This window comes from Mycobacterium sp. PDNC021, from assembly GCF_048282635.1.
GTDB lineage: Bacteria > Actinomycetota > Actinomycetes > Mycobacteriales > Mycobacteriaceae > Mycobacterium > Mycobacterium llatzerense.
In genome coordinates this window covers 5,462,749-5,478,178 of the sequence record NZ_CP182502.1, presented here as the reverse complement: position 1 = coordinate 5,478,178, position 15,430 = coordinate 5,462,749, and the positions used below count along the sequence as shown (strand labels likewise).

The window sequence follows — 15,430 nt, the reverse complement described above, 5'->3', positions numbered from 1 at the left end:
GCCGCCATGACGAGCAGTGACCAGCCGTGGTGGATTTCCGCGCCCGTCGCTGAGCTCGCGGCGGCGATCCTGCCAATGTTCGGATCGTCAGCTTTCGATAGTGAGCGCGGAGCGATGACGGACGTCGTGTCATGGCTCCGAACCGGCGCCCGGGCCCCGCGTGGAATGTTCTCCGCAGGCATCTCGTCGCGCGGTGAGGTGTTTCAGAACCCCGACCTGCGGGCCGTCGCCGAGGCCATGCAACTGCTCGAACGCTCGGGCCTGCTGCTTCGGGTCCTGGTCCCGTCGAGTCATTCCAGCTTCGACGTCGGGCTGACCCGGCTCGGGTGGCAGGCCGTCCAGACCGGCACAGTCAGACAACACCTCGGGCTGGGCGACCTCTAGCCGAGCGTGAAGAAGATCGTCATAACCCGCCGATTCTTGACCATCGTCTTCACGTTCGGCGGTGGAACCACCCTTGACAATCATATGGGACCGGGGGTCCCATATAACTGGTTGAGCAACGGTGCTCCGATGCGTAGAAGAGGCGACGTCATGGCTGTTACGAAGATGGTCCGCCGCTGGCGCGCTGGGATGGACGTGCGCGACGACATCGCTTACTGCGCAAATCTGGCGACGCTCTCCGCGGGTTCCGTGCGGCGAAACTTCAATCCGTATCTGGACGTTTCGTGGGATTCGCCGGAGTTCCGGGTGACGGCGAACGATCCGCGCTGGGTGCTGGCGAAGAGCGACCCCATCGGCATGAGCGCCTGGTATCAGGCGCAACCGCTGGACAAGCAGATCGCGATCGGCATGTGGCGCCAGGCGAACGTCGCCAAGGCCGGCCAGCAATTCGAGAGCATGCTGATTCGCGGGCTCCTCGCGTACACGTTCTGGGTGCCCAACGGCAGCCCGGAGTACCGGTATTGCCTGCATGAAGCGGTGGAAGAGGGCAACCACACCCTGATGTTCCAGGAGATGGTGAACCACGTCGGCTTGGACGTCCCGGGTCTGCCGCGTTGGATCAAGTGGCTCAACTGGGCGTTCCCGCTGTTCGCGAGCCCGATGCCGACCTTCTTCTTCATGATGGTGCTGTGCGGCGAGGAACCGATCGACCACATGCAGAAGTCGATCCTGCGCGAGGGCAGTGCGATACATCCGATCATGGAGCGCGTCATGGCGATCCACGTCGCCGAGGAAGCGCGTCACATCTCGTTCGCGCACGAGTTCCTGCGTCGGCGCATCCCGGAGATGCGGCGGCTCAACAGGTTTGGGCTGTCGATCATGTATCCGCTGGCGTTTCGTCTGGCGGCCTCGCTGATCGCCAAGCCGCCGCGCTCCTTCTGGCGTGAGTTCGAGATTCCCCGGGCTGTGAAGAAGGAGATCTTCTGGCGAGCGCCGGAATCCAGGACGATGCTGCGCGAGATCTACGGTGATGTGCGCATGCTCGCCGAGGACACCGGCCTGATGAACCCGATCGCCAAGATCCTGTGGCGGGTCCTGCGGATCAACGGCCCGGCGTCGCGATTCCGTAGCGAGCCGGCTCGGCACGCCGCCGTCACCGTCTAGGCGGTCGCGCCCAGATCGCGATGAGCTTTCGCTCGATCGCGAGTCATTTCCGTAGCAATGTCGAAAACGGCCCCGCCCGTTCGACGTGTGTGTGAAGGATTGACTCGACGACGAAAGGTCACGCAATGCGCTACATGGGTTTGGTCATCATGGATCCCAACCAGGGTCCGCCCCCGCAGGAACTGGTGGACGCGATGGGGGAGTACGTCGCCAAGAATGCCGCTGACGGCATCTTCCTCGATGGCGGCGGTCTGGGGCAGGGCGACGGTCGGGTTGGCTATGAGGTGCGTTCCGGGCAGCTGAGCAGCACTGACGGGCCGTTCACCGAAGGCAAGGAGATCATCGGCGGCTACGCGATTCTGGAGTACCGCAACCCGGCCGAGGCCGCCGAGGGCTGCCGGCAGTTCACTGAGCTGCATCGCCGGTACTGGCCAGAATGGGAAGGCCGGATCGAACAGCACCTGATCGAAGGCCCCGCGGACACCGGATGTCCCGCAGGCGCGCCGGAACCGGGCGCCTGACATTGCGGTGACCCGTACCGGAGGTGCCGGCTCGACCGGCGCCGACGCAGTGACCGCCGCCTGGCGCGTCGAATCGGCGCGGCTGGTGGCGGCACTGGCCCGCATGACACGCGACATCGACCTTGCCGAGGACGCCGCGCAGGATGCACTCGTTGCGGCACTGGAGGAATGGCCCGACCGCGGGATTCCCGCGAACCCCGCCGCCTGGCTCATGACAGCGGCGAAGCGCCGCGCCATCGATCACATCCGGCGTGCGGAGATACTGCGCCGCAAGACCGAGGAGGTCGGGCACCGGCTGGAGGAGGTCGACATGCCGGATTTCGAAGGGCAGCTCGACTTCATCGAAGACGACGTGCTCCGGCTGATGTTCCTGACGTGTCACCCGGAGCTGTCGGCGGCGTCGCGTGCGGCGCTGACGCTGCGGCTGGTGTCGGGACTGAGCACGGCCGAGATCGCCCGCGCCTTCCTGGTGCCGGAATCGACCATGGCGCAGCGGATCAGCCGGGCGAAGAAGAGCCTCGTCGGTGTGGACATGGAGCTGCCGGTCGGGGCCGACCGCGTCGACCGCATCGACGACGTGCTCGCCGCCATCTACCTCACATTCAACGAGGGCTATGTGGCGACCGCCGGCGAGGATTGGACGCGCCCGGACCTCTGCTTCGAAGCGATCCGGCTGGCGCGCATGGTGGCCGCCATGGTGCCGGACGTTCCGGATTCGCTTGGGCTGCAAGCACTTGTCGAACTCCAGGCGTCGCGGATTCCTGCGCGTACCGATCGCGACGGGGCACCCGTGTTGTTGGACGATCAGGACCGCGCCCGGTGGGATCACCTGCTGCGGCGCCGCGGCCTTCAAGCATTGGCCCGCGCGGAGAAGCTCGCCGCGACGGGCGCGCCCGTCGGGACGTACTTTCTGCAAGCGTCGATCGCGGCCTGCCATGCCCGCGCGATCCGGGCCGAGGACACCGATTGGCATCGGATCGCAGACCTGTACGACGTGCTGGCGTTCGCGGCCCCTGGTGCGGTTGTTGAGGTCAACCGCGCGGTGGCCCACGGCCGTGCGCATGGCGCGGAGGCGGGGCTGGCGGTGCTCGACGCGCTCGGCCCCGACCCCATGCCCAGATCGCCGCTGCCGCACGCGGTGCGCGGAGATCTGTTGGAGCGCTTGGGCCGCGCCGCTGAGGCATCGGCAGCGTTCCTTTGCGCCGCCGAGCTCAGCAGCAACGAGGCGGAACGTTCGCTGCTCCTGGGTCGGGCCGAATGACCTAGGCCGGCTTCTTGGTCAGGTCGGCGTTCTCGTCTTCCTGGATCGCGACGCCGTCCTTCTGCGAAATCGACTCGATCGAGCCGATCGAGGTATTCAGGTCGGTGATGCCGCTGGCGTCGCCGCCCTTGAGCTTGTCGAACGCGGCCTGCACGGTGTCGCCGAGCTTGTCCAGCGGCGCAATGATGGCCTTGCACAACGTCGGATCGGCCTGCACGTCGGTGGCCGCGAGCCGGACTTCGCGTTTCACGAACAGCGCGGACAGGCCGCCCTTGATGAACGCCTTGATCCGGCCGTCAGCGCCCTTCTTGAAGGTGCCGGCCTGGAACGGCTTCCACAGCCAGCGGTGGAACGCGCCGAAGGCCAGGCCGCTGTGCGCGACGAACTTCGTCTTGGCGAACGACGTGGTGGCTTGCGCCGGGCAGGTCTGAGAGATGGGCGCGGCATCACCGGCATCGCCCGACGGATCGGCGGGGATCGAATCCGACGTGGTGTTTCCCTGTGCGGCTTCTTGTTTGTGCCCACAGCCGCCCACCAGCAGGACGACGGGGATGATCAGCACGGCGATCAGACGGACCAGCGTGTTCACGGGTTGCCTCCAGCAAAAGTTGGCTCGTTGCCCAGGTTCGGCGCGAAGCTAGCAGCCAAACCTGGGTGTTTGGTGGCAACGGCTTGACGTCCTGATGCCTGCTCTGGCTGCGGCACTTCACCTCTCCGAGCGACCTACCTGAGAAACGAGTACTGCAGTACTCGTGATGGCCGGGCGCCATCGCGGGATGCTTCCAGGTGAGAGGAGGTGAGCCGCCATGGGTGCGCTACGTTCTCGCCGCTACTCGCGCCGCGCGGCAGGTGCGCTGGCCCTCGGATGCGCGATCTCCTTGACGATCGTGTTTGGGGGCACGGGCATGGTCTTCGCCGATCCGTCGTCCACAACTGCCGCGCCCCCAACGCCTGCGCCCACGACGGCCGCTCTACCTGCATTCAAAGCGCTGCCACCGGTCATCGCGGCACCTGCGCCGGCCGCGGATCAAGCCACTCTCGCACTTGAGCCCACCCACAGTGGCGCGGGAGATCAGGTCAAGGCCACCGTCACGGGCTTCGACTATTGCCTGGACGCCCCGCACCTGCTGTGGGACGGTCAGGCACTATCCGCCAGCCTGACGTTCACGGTGCCCGATGGTCCGGCCGGTGACCACAGGGTGACTGCGGTGTGCAGACTCCTGGATGGGGCCCGCACGGTGGCTTCGGCGCCGTTCACGGTCGATGTGACCGAGAAGGCCACTCTCACACTGGATCCCGGAAAAGGTCCCGCCGGCTCGCAGGTGACGGCTACCCCCAAGGGCTTCGGGACATGTCTGGAGGCGCCGCACCTCCAGTGGGACGACCAGTCCTTGGCAGCCAAGGCCGTGGACCCTGCCATTGGCAGCCTGGCGTTCACCGTTCCGGATGGCCCGGCGGCCGCACACACCGTCACTGCGGTATGCGGGACCCCGCGCAAAGCATCGGTGGTGGCGTCCGCACCCTTCACGGTGGTCGAAACTCCCAAACCCACTTTGACTTTGAGTACCCCGAAGGGACCCGCGGGCTCGGAATTCACGGCGACAGGTACGGGCTTCGCGTGCCCGAACAATGGCGGTGTGCTGTTGTTCTGGGACGGTGACAGGTCTCCGGCGACCAAGGCCCCGTCCGGCACTTTCCGCGTCCCGTTCACCGTGCCCGCGACGGCATCGGCCGGCGAGTACACGGTGCTGGCCGCCTGCGCCGGCGATCCAGACGTCGCAGCCAGTCAGCAGTTCACGGTCGTCACCCCGGTGACGAACCAGGGAACGCCGGCGGCGTCCATCTCGCTCGACCCGACACAAGGACATCCAGGCGATGCGGTGCAGGTCGTCGGCTGGCAGTTCAACTGCGCCGACCACCAGCGGACCGTGGCGCTGTCGTGGGATGGCGCCCCACCCCGGTTCAACGTGGCTGTCGATGGGCTCGGCGAATTCACGACGTGGTTTGCCGTCCCAACCGATGCCGCAGTCGGCAGTCACACCGTGCGCGCCGCCTGTGCGGATGGATCAGATTGGGACACTGGAGAATTCACCATCGTGACCCTAGGTCTGCCGGTGCCGCCACCTATCACGACGCCGCCGGTGTCACCGCCTCCCATCATCCCGCCGCCGCCCCATAAATGGTGGCCGGTCGTCGTGGTCGCCGGTGTCATTGCGGTGCTCCTGTTGGCCGCGGCCGTCCACTTCGGCCGCCGCGCACTTCGGCCCCCGCGGGTCCGGGTCATCACGCGGCCCGGCGGCCCTGCGGTCGTCAGGCTGCGTGAGAGGCCGGCGGCCGGCGAGGTGACGTACGCGGTTCAAGTGGCGGTGCATTCCCAGCCCGATGTCGTGACCTTGAGAGGGGTGGATGATGAGCGCATCCGCGTTGACTGAGACGGTGACCGTTCGAGACCTCCTGTATGGCGATGCGCCGGTCGAACCGACTCAGGCGCTGGCCGACTCGCTGCAGCAGAGTGGGACGGTCAGCAACCTCGTTGCCCGCTTTCCCGGCGTTTCGTCTCTCGTCGAGAGCGAGGTGGCCAAGGAGATCGATGGCCTCCTGTCGCAGAGCTTGCTTGATCTGGCCGTCGACGGCTGGAAGAAATTTGCGGAGCTCATGGACGCCGCCCGCCGGACGAGCGACAACCCGGCGGCCCGGGAGACCGTGAAGCTGGTGACGCACCGGATCGAGTTCAGCCACCCGTGGACCGTCGAGGTGTTCGTCAACGGCAAGTCGGCCGGCACCCTCGAGGTGGAGTTGACGGTCTCCTTGGACATGGACCTGGTGGTGCTCGTAGTTCAGCGCGGTCGGATCACGGCCATCGAATCCGGCCGGTGCATCGTCACCGCGGCATTGGAGATCGCGCAGACCCAAGTCGTCAAACGCCAGGGCCGGTTCAACTTGGGTGGCGAAATCCCGCTTGGCCATGGGCTGATGCTGGCCTCACCCACGGCAACTGCTGCCTCGGCCAACCGCGCTGTGGTCACCAATGCGCAATCACCGAATGCGAATTGGTACCCCGATCCCTTGCACCGGTACGAGTTTCGCCGATGGGACGGGACGCGTTGGACTGACCAAGCCTCGAGCAAGGGCCGCGTGGTGTCCGACCCCATTGTCGGTGAACATGTTCTTCCGCTCTCGACTTGACGAGCGAGCGAATTCAACGGACAGTTGATTTACCTCTCATCCTGGTAACGGTCAGTTGAGGGAAGCGCAGCGTCGCGCGAGATACGTCCGGCAGTGCTCACTGTGTTGGGAAGGCGTCCTCAGTCATGTCCACTCTCAGGTCCACGGCGGTGGCAGTCGAAATGACCGCCACCGAAACAGGTTTCCTACGGCGCAACGATCCCGACGGGGTCCGGGTTGCGTATAAAACGTGGGGTCGGCAACGTCCGGGTGCGGTATGTGGCGATGTGCTGCTCGTACACGGTTCGCTGCAGTCCTCGAAAGTGTGGTCCAAGCACGGCTACGTGGCGCAGTTGGCGCAGCGCTACCGGGTCATCACCATTGATGTGCGTGGCCACGGTCTCAGCGATGGGCCCGAACACCCCGCCGGGTACGACATTCAGGCCTCGGTGCGCGACGTGTGTGCGCTGCTTGACCACTTCGGGATCGCCAAGACGCATTACCTGGGGTACTCGCTGGGCGGTCGTATCGGTTTGACCATGGCGGCGGTTGCCCCGGAGCGGCTCGCCTCGCTGGTGGTCGCCGGCTCGTCGTCCCGGCCGCAACGTGGCGCGGTGAACGTCGTGATGTTCCCCGATGCCATTGCGGTGACGGAGAAGTCGGGTGTCGAAGGATTCGTGCGTGGTTGGCAGGAGCATCGCGGGGTGTCGATGGGCTCAGGGTTTCGCGCCACGGTCGAGGCCCTCGGCGCGCGGGGTCTGGTCGCTTTGATGCGGCAGTGGGATGCCGAACCTGGTGTTCCCGAGGACGTACTGGCGCAGGTCCGGACACCCGCGTTGTTCTTCGCCGGTTCCCGAGACATGTTGCGGTTGGCAGATTCCCGCGATGCCGCGGCACTGATGCCGCGCGCCTACTTCACGTTGCTCGAGGGCGCCGATCACAGTCAGACCATCGCGATGCGTGACCGCATTCTGGACCGGGCGGAGGCATTCTTCCGGTTGGCGGAGTTCCCGGACATCGAGAAGCTCAGCGCCGTCGGTTAGTTCACCGTCGTGGGATTGCCGGTGTCCGTAGCTGGCGGGAGACCTCGAGTAGCCAGCTGAGTTCGTTGGCCTGCTCGGTGCCCCGCGGTTCGCCGGCGATCTGGGCATGTGAATCGCGACCCGGAATCTGCCCGGTGCGCTGATGCTGAATGGCCTGCTGGATTTGTTGCGCTGCTGAGGTTTTCGACGGATCATCGCGCACGTAAGGGCGGATGGCGCTGAGCCCGTCGCGGATCTCGACGATGCGGCGGTACAGCCGGTAGTCATGGTCGCCGATCGGTGCCCGGGGCGGCGCGAGGGCGATGTGTGAATTGCCTTCGTAGAGTGCGGTCCACAGCGGCTCGAGCTGCCGGTGCCACCGGTAGATTTGCACACGGCGGGCTGCCGCGCGGAACAGTTGGGAAAAGGACGGTCCGGCAAGACCTATGACGATCAGCACCTGCCCCACCGCGGCGACGAATGGCGCCAGGTGCTGCCAGGACATGCTGCGGTTGGTGAGCATGCCGTAGATGGCCGAGTCCGCGCGCAGCAGGCAGAAGACCAGACACAGCGCGGCTCCCGCGGCGGTGAGCAGCAGACTGCGCCGCAGCCAGGCCACCTCGTGGTAGCGGGCGTACTGCAGGCAACGCACGATAATGACAACTGCGCCAAGGGCATATGTGCTCAGGTACAGCAGCATGTACGTGACCCAGAGCGGGTCGTCCCCGTGCGCGGCGTAGAAATCCACGGGGAGTTCAGCCTCCGGCGCGACGATCCAGCAGACGATTAACGCGACGGCGACCAGGCAGGCAAGGGCGATCCACAGGCGCAATCTGCGATAGGCACGCCGGCCGGGCTCTCCCCAAAACGTGATGACCGCGAGGACACACGCAGTCCAGGCCATGCCCCCGGTCAGGCTCAGGATGAGTCGGCAGATGTTGTGCACCCCGATCGCGCGGTCCAGCAATGCCGAGACGCTCGGAATGGACAGCGTGACCGCAATTCCTTTGAACAGGAACGACATCAGCAGTGCTATGGAGGCGGGCGGCCGCACCGGGGAACGGCTGATGGCCAGGGTCACCACGACGACGGCACCCCACATGAACGCTGCGGAGACCACATAACTGAAGGCCGTGTTTTCGAGCACGTGGGCCACTGAAGACATCACGGCGTCGCCGAATTGCCCTCGAGTCTCAGCGAAGCGAGAATGCGTCCCAAGTTGGCGTTCGATATCGAGATGGTTTGCGGCGCACCGCGTCTGACCCGTTGTCCCATGATGGAGGCGAGTGTTTCAGCCTCGATCTCCTGGTCGTCCAGGTAGTTCTCCCGGCGCAGCACTTCGGCCTGGCCGGTTTGGCCGGCGGCGGAGTGGCCGCACAGCACATGGCTGAGCTCGTGCAGGATGATGTGCTCGCGGTGCATCGTGGTGGTCTCGCTGTCGAAGACCACGTAGTCGGTGGGACCGGTTCGTACCAACATCCCGTGCACACCGCTTCCTGACAAGCGATACGGCAGCAACTGGATGTCACGCCCACTGATCCGGCCCGCGACCTCGCGGATGTCGTCGACCGCGGTGAGCTTGTCCAGCCCCCAATCCACGAGCTTGCGTGTGCAGTCGCGGTGAATCGCCTTGAGCTCGCGCGTCGAGCGCAGAGCGGCTGCTGCGCCACACGACGCGTCCATGACTACCGTTCGGCTTTCACGGGGGCGATGGTCGGTAGACCTTGCAGTGCGCGCACGTGATCCAGCACGGCGGCAACGGTTTCCAGACTCTCCTTGTTGAGGCCGATGGCACGCAACGCAATCAACTCGACGTCGTCGCGGGCGGATTCATCGAGTGCGCCCAGCCGCTCATCGAGTGAGTGTGACCGAGCCGGATCGGTGATGGTCGACAACGGCACCTGGAAGAAATCGGCCAACGCACCGAGCAAGTCGATGCCGGGGCGCGCCCGTTTGCCGGTACGCAGCGCGGAGAGGTACGCACCGCCGACCTTGATATCGGGATGGGCCTTCTTGAGGGCGGTTGCGACTTCGTCGTTGGTCCACATCCGGCCATCGGGACGCCGATGGGCGTCGAAGAGCGCGTTGATGCGCTCAGCCAGGCTGACGCCCGCGTCGGGTGCGTCGGACGGGCTGATCGGTGTGGTCGGCGAAGTCGCCATCTGTCCAGTGAAGCATCGATAGCCGCTGGCCTCAACTTGTAGACGAGTGTTACCTCATGATTCCAACTCATGGTTGATCTCGGCCGGACCGCTCCACTCGGCCGGGCCGTCGGGCGCTAACGTCATGGCGGCGCCGGTTGAGCCGGTGCTCGCCCCCATAGCCCAATTGGCAGAGGCAGCAGACTTAAAATCTGCAAAGTGTCGGTTCGAGTCCGACTGGGGGCACTGGACTTCTGGCGATATCTGCGCAGGTAGAAGCAATATTGAGCGCGGTCACGCAGTGATCTTGGGGCGCTGTGCCCACATTTTGCCCACAGTCTCATCTAACTTGTCGGCAACAGCAGTGAGATCGTCGTCGAAAAGGTCGGCGTAAATGTCCAGCGTCATGGCCGCCGACGAGTGGCCGAGCATCCGCTGAACCACCTTCACGTTGGCCCCCGCACTGATGGCCAACGACGCTGCGGTGTGCCGTAGCGCGTGCGCTGTGACCCTCGGGAACACCGGCGTCGTGGGCTCCTTCTTGCCGCCCTTGCTCTCTTTCGTCCTGGCCTCGGCCGCCGCGGCCTGGCAGCGGTCGACTGCCCCGGACAGCCAGGAATCATGCGACGACGGTGGACCCAGGTGCCCACCCGCGCGGGCCGGCCAGATCAACTCGCCGTGCACCTTGCCCTTGCACGTCTTGGCTAGTTCGGCGACGACGAACGCCGGTAACGTCACCGTGCGCTCCTTGCCCGACTTCAGCGTGCCGACATGGACCGAGCCGCCGACCGTAACTGCGTTCTCGTGCAACGTGACCCGGCGCTTCAGGAAATCGATGTCACCGACCCGCAGCGCGGCTGCTTCGCCCCATCGTGGCCCGACAGTTCCAAGCAGCAACACCAGTGATTGATACCGGCCGGACTCCACGGCGAGCGCCTGAAGCTGCTCGGCGGTCAGATAGATGTTCTTGCGCTTCGATTTCGCGGGGAGCTTCACCTTGAGCGCCGGGTTCACCGCCAGGCGCCGGTCCTTCACCGCGTCGTCAAGGATCCTCGACAGAACCGAGTATGCAGTCCGAACAACGGTGGCCTTGCGTTTGGTCGACAGTTCGGTAATCCACGCTTGCACATCGGTGTGCCGGATGTCTGCGATTGCCTTTGTCGCCCAACGTGGTTCGACGTGTACAGACCATGCCGAGTCCACCGAATGGAACGCCGAAGGCTTGATGACACCCTTTAGTCGTTCCAGCCACCCCGGCCCGAGCTCGCCAATCGTGACCTTGCCCAGCGCCGGGGCCACATAGCTGCCGGTGAGCTTCTCAACTTCGACCGTGGCCGCGAACGCCTCGGCTGCCCGCTTCGTCTTGAAGCCGCGTTTGTCGGTCTGCTTGCGGTCTGGTGTGCGATACCGGACACGATAAAGCGCTGTGCCAGAAGATGTTTCATACTTGCTAATTGTCGCCATCGGGGGACTTGCCTTCGGCTAGAAGCTGCTCTGCGGACATCAGGCCGGACTCGATGAGGTTCCGGTCAGCGGCTCGGCGCTCCAAATGATCGCGATCGTCTTTCTCGGCCTGGTATTGCCACCACCAAGGAGGCCGAGTATCGAACTGGAACGCGATCGGGATGCGTTTATCACCCGGCAGTGGTAGCTCGGTCAGCAGCCAGTGCCATAGCGCTATCGCGGACACGGGGTGATTTCGGCCAGTGATCGCGACCTCATCTTGACGGTTCTCCGTGTGTGGCGCCAATAGGGTGATTGGCGAAACATCAAGCGCCACAGCCAAAGCCACTAGGTCATCAGCATCTACGCGGCGTTCGTAGCTCTCGATCTTGCGCAAGCCCAGTGTCGGGATAGGTCGGCCCAGTTCCTCAAGTCGAGCCGCAAGTTTGACGTACTGCATGTCACCGCGCAGCCGTTTGATGTTGTCCGCGACAGTGGTCCCCGTCGGGCCGAGGGGGTTCTTCTTCTGTGGCTCTGCCATCTCGTCAGGTTAAGCGATGAAAATCATCGGAGCAACGATGGTTATTGACTGTGACTCATTCGAGGTGTATTTGTATCACTATAGCGATGAAAATGATCGCTAAAGCGATGAAAACGAAAGGAAGGTCCATGCAAAACATCATGACCGCCAAGCAGCTGGCTGCCGAGCTGCACGTGTCCGAAGACTCGCTGGCTCAAGACCGGTACAAGGGCGGCGGCATTCCGTTCGTAAAAGTTGGTTCCCGAGTCCGCTACATGCGGGTGGATGTGGAGGCCTTCTTGGCGGCCAACCGCTGCACTCGCACGGATGATCCGCGGGGCGCTGCCTAATGTCACGCCCTCACGTCGACCAGTTCGACCGTGACCAGCTCGACGACCACAACCTGGTCGACCACCAGATGGCCGGGGATGACCCGGAAGAACGAAGCGCCCCGGCGGCAACCGGAGCGCTTCAGCAGATCAATCACCACCACTACCGCTAGCAGAGAGAAGAGATCCGATGTCAACGATACCGACTACTGGCACTTCGCCGGTACCCCAACACTGCGACTCCTGCACCGTCGAAGTCGAGCACGAGGGGGACCTGTGCACCTGCTGCGCCCGCCACACGCCGCCGATCGACAGCTCGACCGTCACCCAGGGAGTCGGCGACGGTCATCCCGGCAAGGAGCGGACCACTTCCGACACCCGCCTGTTCGACACCGCCGCCAACTACTGCTCGATCGCACTCGAGGACCTGGAGGACGCGATCGGCACACTGCCGGCCGGCACCTCGATGTGGGTGACGGTGGACCTCGTAAGGGCGCAGCGCTATCTCCGCGCCGCGTTGCGTGTCGTCGAGCACGCCGGAACGCTGCTCGACGCTGAGGTGGTGGCACCGTGACGCGCACCCCAGAGGCTGAAGCAATTCGGACCGACGCGCTGACCCGCCTATGCCCGTTCTGCGGGTCCGAACCCGGCCAACCCTGTCGAGCCCGCACTAACGGTGCCAAACTCGATTGGCCACACGCCCGGCGGATAGATGCAGCCAAGCCCGAACCCGAACGGGGACAAGCGCTGTGCTGTCAGTGCGGGAATCTGCGGACCATAGGCGCCAATTTTCACCACCGCAGCAGCGACCCGAATTATGCCTGGGGCAGCTTCGACGACAAGCGAGGCTGGCGAGCAACCTGCTCGCTCAAATGCGAAGCGTGCGGTCAGTCCACACGACACGCGCTGCTGCCCAAACCTGGCGCGGACGACTGGGCCGAGCTCCAGCAGCGGTTCGTACTCGGAGGGGAGCCGCCCTCGCAGTACTGGAATGACAACGACCGCGCACGTCTGCGGGCCGAGTACTTCGCCCAGTTTCCGCGTAATCCCGAACTGTCGCACCGGTATTGGGTGACTGAGGCGAAAGAGGCTTGGGCCGCCGGCCGGCGTGACGTCACAGCGCTGTGTGGTGCCCCAATGACGCTGAATCGCGACCCTGACCGACCGCCGGCCAATCCAGACCATGAGCTGATTGCGCCCGACCGGATCGACTGGGACACCGAATTCGAGGACCACGACACCGGATTGTGGTGGGTTGACATGGACTGCGTTGACTGCCTGGCCGTTTCGAACCGGCTCCGACTGGCCGCGCGTCGAACGCTGCTTAAGGAGTGGCTGGCGTATCTGCTGGCGAAACCGGATTACGTGCCGGACAACCAGGTCGAGACCCTCATTGCCGCTATGGAAGCGACACGGCCGACGAAGGATGACGAGTGACCGGCCGCTCGATCGAGGCCCGCGCACGTGCCAGCGCGGGTACTCCGGCCGAGACCCGAATCGCCGTGCGCTGCAATACCTGTGGCCATTGGCTCACCGATCCGGAATCGGTTGCCGCTGGCTCCGGTCCACGTTGCCGAAAGCGTCAGAGTGGCGCAGCAGCCGCATAGCGCGATTGTCACGAGGCAGGTGGACTTCTACCCGGTCCACCTCCTCGTGGCACCAATCCTCGCAAGCGTCGAATCATGGCCGATCGTAGGGACATTGCCCTGGCAAGCATTGGCTGATACCGATCCGGCCAAGTGGGCGGCAGTGCTCGACGTGGCCCAGTACGGCGCTCTGCATCTGCAACTACGGCAGGAAACGCTTGCCGAATCAGCAAAAGAGCTTGCCTCTGCGGAGAACTGGTCCGCGCTCGCCCAGCGCGTCCAGAACGGGCGCGGCGAAGCCTACATACCTCGAAAGGCATCATGACTGAGGACGAATTCTGGTCCGCCACCGACCAACTCAAACTGATTCACCAATGGGCACGCGCCCGGTACGTGGCCCCGTGGGCGCTGCTGCTCGCTGTCCTGCTGCGGGTGGCGGTGTCCAGCAGCCCGCGCGTAATGCTTCCCGGCCCACCAGCCCCGGCAAGCCTCAACATGGCAGTGGTGCTCGTCGGCCGATCAGGTGCCGGCAAGGGCGTCACTGACAAGCTCGCCCGCATCGTGTGGCCAGGAAAAGACATTCACGAGGAGGGCCTTGGTTCCGGTCAAGGTATCCACGAGCTGTTCAAGGAAACGAAGGACCCCGCCGATCGCATCACCAGCGCACTGTTCAACGTCTCCGAGATCGACCACATGGCAGCACTACACGCGGGCCAAGCGAACAACACCAGGGCGACAATCAAGGCGGCGTTGACGGGTGATCGGTTGGGCAGCAAGGGCGCGACATCGGCCACCACGCGAGCGGTTCCGGCAGACTCCTACCGGCTCGGTCTGTCCATCATGGCGCAGTACGGCCACACCGGCGTGCTGCTCGATGACGTGTCCGGTGGCACGCCGCAACGCATGGTGTGGGGATCCGTCACCGACCCAACAATCCCCGATACCCCCGGCCCAGAACCCGGCCGCGTGCTCGACTCGAACCTCCCGCCGTGGGCAACGGCGGACAAGTTAGTGCTCATCCAGTACGGCACCCCGGAGATCACCAACTACGTCGCTGCGGGCCTGCTGGCCAACCAGCGAGGAGAGTTGGACGCCATCGACGGTCACCGGACCCTGACCCGACTCAAGGTCGCCGCACAGCTGGCGATCATGGATCACCGGATGGTCATCTCAGAGCTCGACTGGAAACTGTCCGAGCACATCATGTTGCATTCGGACGCCACCCGCGAAGCAGTGCTCGAATACGACCGGCAAGCCGCACGGTCGAGGGTCCGGGAACGCGCCATCGCCCGAGCAGTCGGTGAGGACTTCTACGACGCCAGCCGCCTCGAGACCGTTAAGAGCAGCCTCCTGCGGATGCTTGAGCGCGACGGTGAGCAATCGGCTGGCGATCTCCGTAGGCGCCTCGGCAAACGTGAGAAACGAGAGCTATTCGACCAGGCCATAGCTTTGCTGGAGAGCGCCAAACTTGTGTCCGCTCGCGCCGGTGAGCACAACAGCATGAAGTACCGCATCGGGTCACCCGTGACCAACGAGGTCACCCCCGAAAACCCCAGCTCAGAAGGGGTGACCACCGCGGTCACCCGTGACCGCCCGGCGACAATCACCGACCTCGATTCCCGCAGGTCAGACGAATCACGACCCCAGGACGCCGGGGAGTGGCTCGTGGGCTGGATGGCCACCAACGCTGGCCCAGGTGTATGGGTCAAGCCCAGCACAATATTTGCTGCAGGCCAGAAAGAAGGGTACGAGAAGTACGCCCTCGTCAAGGCGAAGCAGATGTACGTCACCACGCCAATCGAGTCCAGCGGCAACGGCCGCAACTCTATGTGGCGCATCGCGCCCACCGCCGCCACCGAGGACGTCTCGTGACCCCGCTGGTTTTTGAGTCCAA

At 64.7% G+C, this 15,430-nt stretch carries 20 protein-coding genes and 1 tRNA gene; 14 read left to right on the top strand and 7 right to left on the bottom strand.

All coding sequences use genetic code 11. The features are described from left to right. Nucleotides 1–6 precede the first annotated feature (6 nt). From ACNO8X_RS26200 to ACNO8X_RS26185, 4 genes are all read left to right on the top strand, one after another. Nucleotides 7–384 carry a hypothetical protein gene (locus tag ACNO8X_RS26200; RefSeq protein WP_418003370.1) on the top strand — a complete coding sequence of 126 codons (378 nt, stop codon included), beginning with the start codon at nucleotides 7–9 and terminating at the stop codon, nucleotides 382–384. A 150-nt stretch (nucleotides 385–534) separates the two neighbouring features. Next, nucleotides 535–1,548: an AurF N-oxygenase family protein gene (locus ACNO8X_RS26195; protein WP_418006040.1), complete on the top strand. Its 1,014-nt coding sequence runs from the start codon at nucleotides 535–537 to the stop codon at nucleotides 1,546–1,548. A gap of 125 nt (nucleotides 1,549–1,673) precedes the next feature. Next, complete coding sequence (locus tag ACNO8X_RS26190) at nucleotides 1,674–2,069, top strand: YciI family protein (protein WP_133763353.1); 396 nt, start codon at nucleotides 1,674–1,676, stop codon at nucleotides 2,067–2,069. 7 nt (nucleotides 2,070–2,076) lie between these two features. Continuing rightward, on the top strand, nucleotides 2,077–3,330 hold the full coding sequence (locus tag ACNO8X_RS26185) for an RNA polymerase sigma factor (protein ID WP_418003369.1): 1,254 nt from the start codon (nucleotides 2,077–2,079) through the stop codon (nucleotides 3,328–3,330). Nucleotide 3,331: 1 nt separating this feature from the next. Here ACNO8X_RS26185 and ACNO8X_RS26180 read toward each other — a convergent pair whose 3' ends face one another. Continuing rightward, nucleotides 3,332–3,919: a hypothetical protein gene (locus ACNO8X_RS26180; RefSeq protein ID WP_418003368.1), complete on the bottom strand. Its 588-nt coding sequence runs from the start codon at nucleotides 3,917–3,919 to the stop codon at nucleotides 3,332–3,334. A gap of 217 nt (nucleotides 3,920–4,136) precedes the next feature. On the opposite strand from ACNO8X_RS26180, the gene ACNO8X_RS26175 reads away from it, so the two are divergent. The 3 genes from ACNO8X_RS26175 (at nucleotide 4,137) to ACNO8X_RS26165 (ending at nucleotide 7,538) form a co-directional block, all read left to right on the top strand. Then, on the top strand, nucleotides 4,137–5,762 hold the full coding sequence (locus tag ACNO8X_RS26175; protein WP_418003367.1) for a hypothetical protein: 1,626 nt from the start codon (nucleotides 4,137–4,139) through the stop codon (nucleotides 5,760–5,762). 4 nt (nucleotides 5,763–5,766) lie between these two features. Then, on the top strand, nucleotides 5,767–6,516 hold the full coding sequence (locus tag ACNO8X_RS26170) for a DUF2510 domain-containing protein (protein ID WP_418003366.1): 750 nt from the start codon (nucleotides 5,767–5,769) through the stop codon (nucleotides 6,514–6,516). A 125-nt stretch (nucleotides 6,517–6,641) separates the two neighbouring features. Then, nucleotides 6,642–7,538, top strand: a complete 897-nt coding sequence (locus ACNO8X_RS26165; protein ID WP_418003365.1) for an alpha/beta fold hydrolase — start codon at nucleotides 6,642–6,644, stop codon at nucleotides 7,536–7,538. Between the two features lies 1 nt (nucleotide 7,539). Here the strand turns inward: ACNO8X_RS26165 and ACNO8X_RS26160 are convergent, their stop codons facing one another. From ACNO8X_RS26160 to ACNO8X_RS26150, 3 genes are read right to left on the bottom strand one after another with little or no spacing between them, the layout of a single operon-like run. Continuing rightward, on the bottom strand, nucleotides 7,540–8,673 hold the full coding sequence (locus ACNO8X_RS26160) for an MAB_1171c family putative transporter (RefSeq protein ID WP_418006039.1): 1,134 nt from the start codon (nucleotides 8,671–8,673) through the stop codon (nucleotides 7,540–7,542). Nucleotides 8,674–8,681: 8 nt separating this feature from the next. Beyond that, a complete protein-coding gene (locus ACNO8X_RS26155) occupies nucleotides 8,682–9,200 on the bottom strand; it encodes a hypothetical protein (RefSeq protein WP_418003364.1) in 519 nt (172 codons plus the stop codon). A gap of 2 nt (nucleotides 9,201–9,202) precedes the next feature. Continuing rightward, nucleotides 9,203–9,679 carry an XRE family transcriptional regulator gene (locus ACNO8X_RS26150; RefSeq protein WP_418003363.1) on the bottom strand — a complete coding sequence of 159 codons (477 nt, stop codon included), beginning with the start codon at nucleotides 9,677–9,679 and terminating at the stop codon, nucleotides 9,203–9,205. Between the two features lie 151 nt (nucleotides 9,680–9,830). On the opposite strand from ACNO8X_RS26150, the gene ACNO8X_RS26145 reads away from it, so the two are divergent. After that, nucleotides 9,831–9,904 (top strand) — tRNA-Leu (locus tag ACNO8X_RS26145). Between the two features lie 48 nt (nucleotides 9,905–9,952). On the opposite strand, the gene ACNO8X_RS26140 is transcribed toward ACNO8X_RS26145, so the two are convergent. Further along, nucleotides 9,953–11,122 (bottom strand): tyrosine-type recombinase/integrase, encoded by a 1,170-nt coding sequence (locus ACNO8X_RS26140; protein ID WP_418003362.1) that lies wholly within the window; start codon nucleotides 11,120–11,122, stop codon nucleotides 9,953–9,955. Next, nucleotides 11,109–11,642 carry an XRE family transcriptional regulator gene (locus ACNO8X_RS26135; protein ID WP_418003361.1) on the bottom strand — a complete coding sequence of 178 codons (534 nt, stop codon included), beginning with the start codon at nucleotides 11,640–11,642 and terminating at the stop codon, nucleotides 11,109–11,111. Before ACNO8X_RS26135 ends, ACNO8X_RS26140 begins: the two co-directional genes overlap by 14 nt. 86 nt (nucleotides 11,643–11,728) lie before the next feature. On the opposite strand from ACNO8X_RS26135, the gene ACNO8X_RS26130 reads away from it, so the two are divergent. After that, on the top strand, nucleotides 11,729–11,971 hold the full coding sequence (locus ACNO8X_RS26130; RefSeq protein WP_418003360.1) for a helix-turn-helix domain-containing protein: 243 nt from the start codon (nucleotides 11,729–11,731) through the stop codon (nucleotides 11,969–11,971). 2 nt (nucleotides 11,972–11,973) lie between these two features. Here the strand turns inward: ACNO8X_RS26130 and ACNO8X_RS26125 are convergent, their stop codons facing one another. Beyond that, on the bottom strand, nucleotides 11,974–12,108 hold the full coding sequence (locus ACNO8X_RS26125) for a hypothetical protein (RefSeq protein WP_418003359.1): 135 nt from the start codon (nucleotides 12,106–12,108) through the stop codon (nucleotides 11,974–11,976). A 32-nt stretch (nucleotides 12,109–12,140) separates the two neighbouring features. Between ACNO8X_RS26125 and ACNO8X_RS26120 the strand changes: the two genes are divergently transcribed. From ACNO8X_RS26120 to ACNO8X_RS26100, 5 genes are read left to right on the top strand one after another with little or no spacing between them, the layout of a single operon-like run. Next, complete coding sequence (locus ACNO8X_RS26120) at nucleotides 12,141–12,524, top strand: hypothetical protein (protein WP_418003358.1); 384 nt, start codon at nucleotides 12,141–12,143, stop codon at nucleotides 12,522–12,524. Next, nucleotides 12,521–13,387 carry a hypothetical protein gene (locus ACNO8X_RS26115; protein ID WP_418003357.1) on the top strand — a complete coding sequence of 289 codons (867 nt, stop codon included), beginning with the start codon at nucleotides 12,521–12,523 and terminating at the stop codon, nucleotides 13,385–13,387. Before ACNO8X_RS26120 ends, ACNO8X_RS26115 begins: the two co-directional genes overlap by 4 nt. Next, on the top strand, nucleotides 13,384–13,557 hold the full coding sequence (locus tag ACNO8X_RS26110; protein WP_418003356.1) for a DUF6011 domain-containing protein: 174 nt from the start codon (nucleotides 13,384–13,386) through the stop codon (nucleotides 13,555–13,557). The genes ACNO8X_RS26115 and ACNO8X_RS26110 overlap by 4 nt, the downstream gene beginning before the upstream one ends. After that, a complete protein-coding gene (locus ACNO8X_RS26105) occupies nucleotides 13,538–13,861 on the top strand; it encodes a DUF2742 domain-containing protein (RefSeq protein WP_418003355.1) in 324 nt (107 codons plus the stop codon). Before ACNO8X_RS26110 ends, ACNO8X_RS26105 begins: the two co-directional genes overlap by 20 nt. Continuing rightward, entirely contained in the window at nucleotides 13,858–15,408 is a 1,551-nt protein-coding gene (locus ACNO8X_RS26100) for a hypothetical protein (RefSeq protein WP_418003354.1), read from the top strand. Before ACNO8X_RS26105 ends, ACNO8X_RS26100 begins: the two co-directional genes overlap by 4 nt. The last annotated feature ends 22 nt before the right edge of the window (nucleotides 15,409–15,430 follow it).